An 8,051-nucleotide genomic window follows, 5' to 3' on the forward strand; every position below is an offset into this window, starting at 1 on the left:
ATTTTAAGTGTTTCCAACACTTTAAAGGTTCCGTTACAAGTATTCGATATTGTTCAATTTTCAAGGTCCTGCGCCGCGCTGTCTTTCGACCGGCGACCTGTTTATTTTACCACATCCGCCCTTGCTTGTCAAGCTCTTTTTTTGAAGCTTTTCGCAAGCTCTTTTGCGTTTTGTGGGCGCCCCGCTGGGCGCTCATGTATAGTACTACTCTTTCCTCCTTTTGTCAACCCCTTTTTTCAACTTTTTGGGAGTTTTTCCGCTTCTCTCCCTGGCCCCTGATTCCCTCTGAAATTCCGGGTCCATTTTTGGGCAACATTCCGAAAAACACTAAATGTTGTGGTTAGAGGCTTGACTTAGCCCTAAATAATGGTATGATAGACATTGTAGAGCAGGCGGCCGCTGGCCGCCTGTTCCATCGCACAGACGCGCAGGGCCTATTTCCTATTCATAAAGAGAGGCTGTTCCGGACGGTCCCCGGGCAGAGGGCAGGCCTGCCATAACCATAAATGCAGCTGCGGCGCGGCCGGCGCCCTGTGCAGTCTGCACCAGAGAGAAGGAGGACCTCATGAAGATCATCAAGCGGAACGGCACCGAAGTGCCCTTTGATATCACCAAGATCATTGTGGCTGTCTCCAAAGCGAACCAGTCGGTGGACGAAAAGCTCCGCCTGAGCCGCGAGCAGATCACCCAGATCGCCGCAGCGGTCACCGACAAGTGCCAGTGCCTCAACCGCGCCGTCAGCGTGGAAGAGGTACAGGATATGGTGGAGAACCAGCTGATGGACATCCAGGCCCACGACGTGGCCCGCCACTATATCACCTATCGCTATGTACAGAACCTCAAGCGCCAGACCAACACCACCGACGAGCGCATCCTCAGCCTGATCGAGTGCAACAACGAGGAGGTCAAGCAGGAAAACTCCAACAAGAACCCCACCGTCAACAGCGTGCAGCGTGACTATATGGCCGGCGAGATCTCCAAAGACCTGACCGCGCGGCTGCTGCTGCCCCCCGACATCGTCAAGGCGCACCAGGAGGGCCTGATCCACTTCCACGATGCCGACTACTTTGCCCAGCATATGCACAACTGCGACCTGGTCAACCTGGAGGATATGCTCCAGAACGGCACCGTCATCTCGGGCACCTTTATCGAGAAACCCCACAGCTTCTCCACCGCCTGCAACATCGCCACCCAGATCATCGCCCAGGTGGCCTCCAACCAGTACGGCGGCCAGAGCATCAGCCTGACCCACCTGGCTCCCTTCGTGGATGTCTCCCGCAAGAAGATCGCAGCCGAGGTGGAAAGCGAGATGGAGGGCCTGCCCGTCACCGAGGAGCGGAAAAAGCAGATCGTGGAAAAGCGGCTGCGGGCTGAGATCAACCGCGGCGTCCAGACCATCCAGTACCAGGTGGTCACCCTGATGACCACCAACGGCCAGGCTCCCTTCATCACCGTCTTTATGTATCTGGGCGAGGCGCGCAGCCCCCAGGAGAAAGCCGATCTGGCCATCATCATCGAGGAGACCATCCGCCAGCGCTACCAGGGCGTCAAGAACGAGGCCGGCGTGTGGATCACCCCCGCTTTCCCCAAGCTGATCTATGTGCTGGAGGAGGACAACATCCGCCCCGGCTCTCCCTATTATTATCTGACCGAGCTGGCTGCCAAGTGCACCGCCAAGCGGATGGTCCCCGACTATATCTCCGAGAAGAAGATGCTGGAGCTGAAGGTGGATAAGAACGGCGAAGGCCACTGCTACACCTGCATGGGCTGCCGCAGCTTCCTGACCCCCTATGTGGACCCCGAGACCAACAAGCCCAAGTATTACGGCCGGTTCAACCAGGGCGTGGTGACCATCAACCTGGTGGACGTGGCCCTGAGCTCGGGGGGCAGTTTCGAGCAGTTCTGGAAGATCTTTGACGAGCGGCTGGACCTGTGCCACCGGGCCCTGCAGGCCCGTCATAAGCGGCTGCTGGGCACCCTCAGCGACGCCGCTCCCATCCTGTGGCAGTACGGCGCCCTGGCCCGCCTGAAGAAGGGCGAGAAGATCGACAAGCTGCTGTTCGGCGGCTACTCCACCATCAGCCTGGGTTATGCGGGCCTGTATGAGTGCGTCAAGTATATGACCGGCAAGAGCCACACCGACGCCGAAGCCAAGCCCTTTGCGCTCAGCGTCATGCAGCACATGAACGACTGCTGCAAGGCATGGAAGCAGGCCGAGAACATCGACTACTCCCTCTACGGCACCCCGCTGGAGTCCACCACCTACAAGTTTGCCACCTGCCTGCAGAAGCGGTTCGGCATCATCCCCGGCATCACCGACAAGAACTATATCACCAACAGCTACCACGTCCATGTGTCGGAGCAGATCGATGCTTTCACCAAGCTCAAGTTTGAGAGCGAGTTCCAGAAGCTGTCACCGGGCGGCGCCATCAGCTATGTGGAAGTGCCCAATATGCAGGATAACCTGGAGGCCGTCATGAGCGTGCTCCAGTTCATCTACGACAACATCATGTACGCGGAACTGAACACCAAATCCGACTACTGCCAGTGCTGCGGCTACGACGGTGAGATCCGGATCGTGGAGGACGACGGCAAGCTGGTGTGGGAATGCCCCAAGTGCGGCAACCGCGACCAGAGCAAGCTGAACGTGGCCCGCCGCACCTGCGGTTATATCGGGACACAGTTCTGGAACCAGGGCCGTACCCAGGAGATCCGGGACCGGGTGCTCCACCTGTAAGTGCCAAAAACCCCCGCCGGATCGCTCCGGCGGGGGTTTCTTTGTGTCATCCTATGTCTGCCCGGGGACCCTCAGGTCCCGGGGCGCCGTATCGGTTTCCGGCAGGGCGCTCAGACAGCGCAGGCGCGCACGCAGGCACGCAGGGCCCGGGCGTTCTCCGAGACTACCTCCACGGGGCGGGTGTAGTCCAGCCGCAGCAGCCCCAAGAGGCTCTTGGCATCGGCGATCTGGCCGTTGGCGTCATGGATACCCACGTCGCTGTCCAGCGCGCTGGCCACATAGGCGATCTTATTGATCTGGTCAATGTTTCTTACTCTGACTCTCTCGATCATAAAAGCATCCATCCTTTCTGTCGGTTTTGGTCGGCTTCGGTCAGTTCTGGCTGTCCAGGCAGAAGCCCCAGCGGTCAACGCAGGCGTCTTCCATCCGGCTCTGCATGGCGGCCTTGGTGCTGATCGAAGCAAGGATCAGTTCGATATATTTCATAGTGGTCTCTCCTTTTGGTCTGAGCAATGGCTCCCATTGCTCGTGCATTGCCCGGGCCAAAGCTCCGGCGCGCAGCCCTCGCTTTGAAACCAAACGGGCCACTTATTTCCGGCGGCGACCGCCGGCCTTTCCAGGACGCCCTCTATCTGCGTCCTTGCCTGTATTATATTCATCCTGCACAACGAAATCAATAACTTTTTGTGAACAATCACGGATTTCGGCGTCACATACAAGTTTTACCAGTCCCAGGCAATATTTTTCGTTCTATCTACACGGAAAAGTGTTCGCGCATCGTGCACACTCTTATTTGCAGAACGATCTGTAATTCCGTAACAAACAAAAGGCCCTTCCAGGCAGGGCCATTTCTGCCGCAATTACCCTGCGGCAAGGAGGAATTTCCATGAACTACGCCAACATCAAATACTGCGACATCGCAAACGGTCCCGGCGTGCGCACCAGTTTGTTCGTCTCGGGCTGCACCCACCGGTGCCCCGGCTGCTTCAACGAGGTGGCCTGGGATTTCGGCTATGGCCAGCCCTTCACCAAAGAAGTGCGCAACCAGATCTTTGCCTCCTGCCAGCCCGACTATATCGCAGGGCTGTCCCTTCTGGGGGGCGAGCCCATGGAGCCGGCCAACCAAAAGGAACTGCTCCCCTTTGTGCGCAATTTCAAATCCCTCTACCCTGACAAGACGGTGTGGTGCTATTCCGGCTACACCCTGGAACAGCTGCTGGGGCAGCAGCCCAGCCGCTGCCGCTGCGCCGAGACCGACAGCCTGCTGGCCCTGCTGGACGTACTGGTGGACGGTCCCTTTGTCCAGGCGCAGTACGATATCTCCCTGCGCTTCCGGGGCAGCGCCAACCAGCGCCTGCTGGATATGCCCAGGACCCTGGCAGCGGGCCGCCCTGTCCTGTGGCAGGATAAACCGGTCTTTTCCACCCACACCATGGATTGACCCAAAAAGACAGCCCGGCCAAAAGGCCAGGCTGTCTCATACAGACCCAAATATGCGGCGGGAACGTCCGGGACTCACTCCCGGAGGTCTCCGCCCTGTTTTTTCAGCTTGTTCCGATACATCAGCTGATCCACCTGCTGCAGGATCTTCTCGGCGCCGCGGTGGGGCGGGCGGCAGTGCAGGACCCCGATGCTGACCTGATTGAAGGGGCAGGGCGCCCCTTCGTCCCATCTGGAACAGGCCTTGATCTCCTGGAGGATGGCCGCAGGGATCACCCCGGACCACACCGCCACAAACTCATCCCCGCCGAACCGGTAGACCCTGCCCCGGGGCGCCAGTATCTCCGCGCTGATCCGGGCAAAGTGCTGGAGGTAAGCGTCCCCCACCATATGGCCGTACTGGTCGTTGATCTGCTTGAAGCGGTCCAGGTCCATAAACACCACCGAGAACAGCTTCTGCTCTCCCAGCATGGCGTCCAGGTCCTGCCACAGACAGGCGCGGTTCCCCAGACGGGTGAGCGGGTCTTCCAGGGCGGCTTTTTCCAGCTGGACCATCCGGTCGGTATCCAGCAGCGCCCGGTACAGGATGAAGTAGGACACATAGATGACGGTCAGCAGAAGCAGCACCGCCAGCAGATGCACCACCTTCCCTTCGGTATCCAGGAAGGACAGATGCATGGTGTACAGCAGCAGGAGCCACAGGCAGTTCTCCGCAACGATGAAGCGGTTCCAGTGGGCAGGGGCGCCTTCCATGTGCTGCAGCACATAGTTGTACTTGGGGAGCGCCAGCCGGTAGAAGACCGTCAGGCTGGCCAGGAACAGCAGACTCTCCACCGCCACAACGGCCCAGGGGCCGTTCAGGTCCAGCAGGGCGGTCAGCTGGATGGTCAGTGTCAGCACCCCCAGGGTGTAGATCCAGCAGGTGCACATGACGATGGCCAAACCGGTCCAGGTGCCCTTATAAAGGTATTTGTAGGGCAGCAGATAGAGAAAACTCAGCGGCGTCATCTGCCCGTTGCCCACTGGAAAGCCCAGCGCCTGCATCCCCATCCACGCTGCAAGGAAAACCGCCGTAAAGGCGGCCAGCACCCCGGCGGTGTACCGCAGGCTGTACCGGCGGCGGGCGCACAGCTCAAAGGTGAGCAGGTTGAAAAACAGGACCTCCAGCATGGGCATGGCAAGCGCCAGCCATTGCTCCAGCAAACTTGCCATAACCCCTCACTCCGAGAACATCTTGGTGGACAGATACCGGTCGCCGGTGTCGGGCAGAAGGGTGACGATGGTCTTTCCCTTGTTCTCGGGGCGGCGGGCCAGCTGGATGGCGGCCCACAGGGCGGCGCCCGACGAGATGCCTGCCAGCACCCCTTCCTCACGGCCCAGACGGCGGCCGGTGGTGTAGGCTGCCTCGTCGGTGACCGGAAGGATCTCGTCGTAGACCGCGGTATCCAGCACCTTGGGCACAAAGCCTGCCCCCAGTCCCTGCAAGCCGTGGGGGCCCGGCGCGCCTCCGCTGAGCACCGCCGAACCGGCAGGCTCTACCCCCACCACACGGATGGCGGGATTCTTTTCCTTTAAATAGCGGCCCACGCCGGTGATGGTGCCGCCGGTGCCGACGCCCGCCACAAAGAGGTCTACCTGGCCGTCGGTGTCCTCCCAGATCTCGGGGCCGGTGGAGCTCTGGTGGGCGGCCGGGTTGGCGGGGTTATCGAACTGACCGGGGATGAAGGAGCCGGGGATCTCGGCGGCCAGCTGTTCGGCCCGGGCAATGGCTCCGCTCATCCCTTTGCTGCCCTCGGTCAGCACCAGTTCGGCGCCGTATGCCTTCATCAGCAGCCGGCGCTCCACGCTCATGGTCTCGGGCATGACAATGATGACCCGGTAGCCCCGGGCTGCCGCCACGCTGGCCAGACCGATGCCGGTATTGCCCGAGGTCGGCTCGATGATCACCGCGCCGGGGCCCAGCAGGCCGCGCGCCTCAGCGTCATCCAGCATGGCCTTGGCCACCCGGTCCTTGACCGAGCCGCCCGGATTGAAGGCTTCCAGCTTGGCAAGGATCCGGGCCTCCAGCAATTCGTTCTGCTCGATGTGGGTCAGCTCCAGCAGGGGCGTATGCCCGATCAGCTGGTCGGCGGATGTATAAATATGGCTCATGGGTATACCTCCTGTGCGGGCCGGGGGCGGCCCTTTGCCAGAGTGTATCTGCCCCCTACGGTTCGGTCTGCCAAAAATACCATCTGCCGCGCCGCTGCGGCAGGTCGGGACGAATCTTGCGGCATCGTTGGCTTTTCCGATACACCCCTATTGACCACTGGTTTTAAGGGAATTATAACTTTGGGCACTATTTTTGTCAACACTCCGACCGTATACGGTTGAAAATCCATTTACCTTGTCGTATAATAGGTAAAAAGCCTGTGCCCCGCGCAGGCTGGACAGGAGCGGATGATATGATCGTTTCCACCAAGGGCCGGTATGCCCTGCGGGTCATGATCGACCTGGCCGAACACCAATCCGAGAAATACACCCCTCTGAAAGAGATCGCCGCCCGCCAACAGATTTCGGAAAAGTACCTGGAAAACATCCTCAAGACCCTGGTGCAGAACGGTTTGCTGCAGGGGCTGCGCGGCAAAGGCGGCGGCTACCGCCTGACCCGCGACCCCAGCCAATACCGGATATCGGACATCTTGCTGTTGACCGAAGGCAACCTGGCCCCGGTGGCCTGTCTGGAGCCGGGCGCCGACTGCGGCCGGCTGTCCGAGTGCCGCACCTACGAAATGTGGCGCGGCCTGGACGAGGTGATCCGGGCCTATCTGGACAAGATCACCCTGGCCGACCTGGCGCGCCCCGCCCAGGCCGGGGACGACTATGTGATCTGACCCCACCCCCGCATCCCGCAAAGGATGGCGGGGGCTTTTTGCGCTGTCCGCCCACAAAACAATGCGGGGGCCGGCCGTATGGCCGACCCCCGCAGAGGGACCCTATCTTTCGTGACGCAAAAGTTCTTTTGTTTTGGTGCGATCAACAACAGAAGGAATATTGGTTCTATTCCTCTTTGCCGCCACATCGGATGGGTGTTTTACCCGAGCGCGCAGGTGGTCTCTGGCACCTGCACGCCCCTTATATCATCTCCCGGTATGGTGCCCCGGGGGTGTTATAAGTAAAGTTTAGGCCTGAGCATTAGCCTTTGCAGTAGAAGTCTGGGTGAAGACCATTGCAACAACCCAAGCAGTCTTCTCTGCGTCCTCAGGGCTAGCAACCTTCAGAGCGCTGATCTCTGCGGTATAGCTGCAATCTTTCTTATCAACGCTCTCGGGGAAAACATAATTGTTAATATACTGAGAGAAATTCTCAACAATCTTCTGAACGGCAGCTTTTTCCTCATAAGCACCAGAAATGGTGTACAGCTCAACTTTCTTCTGGGTCTTTACATTGGAGCTCGGAAGATCAGTAAAATCCTCTGTGACAATACCGTCCAGTTTACCCTCAACGCCTTCCAGCAAATTGATTTCCTGCCATCCAGTATTACCGTCACGCTGAACCTGACCGTTCACAGCGACAGTCGAATTAAAAACCCTCTCAATGCCAGTACTATCAAACTTGCTTGTATCAGTAGCCACATTTTTCAGAATGGTATCCAGATTGGTGCTGCTGGTAAAAGTGAAAACTTCCTTCTCGGAAGCAGACAGCACATCATTTGCGTAGGTAACAACATTCGTAGTGGTGGGCTCGCTGCTGGAAGAAGCGCCGCCATTATTGTTATTGCCGTCCTTGCAGCCAGCCAGCATGCTGACGGCCATGATGCCGGCCAGCGCCAGAGAAGCAATCTTCTTGAGTTTCATAATGAATTTTTCCTCCTTATGGTGTATAAAAGATAGAG

8 protein-coding genes are annotated in these 8,051 nt (G+C 58.8%); 4 read left to right on the forward strand and 4 right to left on the reverse strand.

Annotated elements, in window-relative coordinates:
* On the forward strand, positions 1-279 hold a 279-nt coding region (locus tag B5E66_RS13265), incomplete at its 5' end, for a hypothetical protein (RefSeq protein WP_206393105.1).
* A 286-nt stretch (positions 280-565) separates the two neighbouring features.
* On the forward strand, positions 566-2,737 hold the full coding sequence (nrdD, locus tag B5E66_RS12305) for an anaerobic ribonucleoside-triphosphate reductase (RefSeq protein WP_087233660.1): 2,172 nt from the start codon (positions 566-568) through the stop codon (positions 2,735-2,737).
* Between the two features lie 110 nt (positions 2,738-2,847).
* Here nrdD and B5E66_RS12310 read toward each other — a convergent pair whose 3' ends face one another.
* The gene (locus B5E66_RS12310) at positions 2,848-3,069 is read right to left on the reverse strand and encodes a hypothetical protein (RefSeq protein WP_087233662.1); all 222 of its coding nucleotides are present in this window, start codon (positions 3,067-3,069) and stop codon (positions 2,848-2,850) included.
* Between the two features lie 554 nt (positions 3,070-3,623).
* On the opposite strand from B5E66_RS12310, the gene nrdG reads away from it, so the two are divergent.
* A complete protein-coding gene (nrdG, locus tag B5E66_RS12315; RefSeq protein ID WP_087233665.1) occupies positions 3,624-4,178 on the forward strand; it encodes an anaerobic ribonucleoside-triphosphate reductase activating protein in 555 nt (184 codons plus the stop codon).
* Between the two features lie 74 nt (positions 4,179-4,252).
* Here the strand turns inward: nrdG and B5E66_RS12320 are convergent, their stop codons facing one another.
* Both B5E66_RS12320 and cysK read right to left on the reverse strand, forming a co-directional pair.
* The gene (locus B5E66_RS12320; RefSeq protein WP_087233668.1) at positions 4,253-5,389 is read right to left on the reverse strand and encodes a GGDEF domain-containing protein; all 1,137 of its coding nucleotides are present in this window, start codon (positions 5,387-5,389) and stop codon (positions 4,253-4,255) included.
* Positions 5,390-5,395: 6 nt separating this feature from the next.
* Positions 5,396-6,328 (reverse strand): cysteine synthase A, encoded by a 933-nt coding sequence (gene cysK, locus B5E66_RS12325; RefSeq protein WP_087233671.1) that lies wholly within the window; start codon positions 6,326-6,328, stop codon positions 5,396-5,398.
* 293 nt (positions 6,329-6,621) lie between these two features.
* Here cysK and B5E66_RS12330 point away from each other — a divergent pair, with 293 nt between their 5' ends.
* Positions 6,622-7,050 carry an RrF2 family transcriptional regulator gene (locus B5E66_RS12330; RefSeq protein ID WP_087233674.1) on the forward strand — a complete coding sequence of 143 codons (429 nt, stop codon included), beginning with the start codon at positions 6,622-6,624 and terminating at the stop codon, positions 7,048-7,050.
* A gap of 288 nt (positions 7,051-7,338) precedes the next feature.
* Here the strand turns inward: B5E66_RS12330 and B5E66_RS12335 are convergent, their stop codons facing one another.
* Positions 7,339-8,013, reverse strand: coding sequence for a hypothetical protein (locus B5E66_RS12335; protein WP_087233678.1), 675 nt, complete (start codon positions 8,011-8,013; stop codon positions 7,339-7,341).
* Positions 8,014-8,051 lie beyond the last annotated feature (38 nt).

This window comes from Faecalibacterium sp. An121 (assembly GCF_002160915.1).
In the GTDB taxonomy this organism is placed as follows: Bacteria; Bacillota; Clostridia; order Oscillospirales; family Ruminococcaceae; genus Faecalibacterium; species Faecalibacterium avium.

Coding starts and splice junctions, on each gene's coding strand:
- nrdD (WP_087233660.1), top strand. CDS start 566: ATGAAGATCATCAAGCGGAACGGCACCGAAGTGCCCTTTGATATCACC.
- B5E66_RS12310 (WP_087233662.1), bottom strand. CDS start 3,069: ATGATCGAGAGAGTCAGAGTAAGAAACATTGACCAGATCAATAAGATC.
- nrdG (WP_087233665.1), top strand. CDS start 3,624: ATGAACTACGCCAACATCAAATACTGCGACATCGCAAACGGTCCCGGC.
- B5E66_RS12320 (WP_087233668.1), bottom strand. CDS start 5,389: ATGGCAAGTTTGCTGGAGCAATGGCTGGCGCTTGCCATGCCCATGCTG.
- cysK (WP_087233671.1), bottom strand. CDS start 6,328: ATGAGCCATATTTATACATCCGCCGACCAGCTGATCGGGCATACGCCC.
- B5E66_RS12330 (WP_087233674.1), top strand. CDS start 6,622: ATGATCGTTTCCACCAAGGGCCGGTATGCCCTGCGGGTCATGATCGAC.
- B5E66_RS12335 (WP_087233678.1), bottom strand. CDS start 8,013: ATGAAACTCAAGAAGATTGCTTCTCTGGCGCTGGCCGGCATCATGGCC.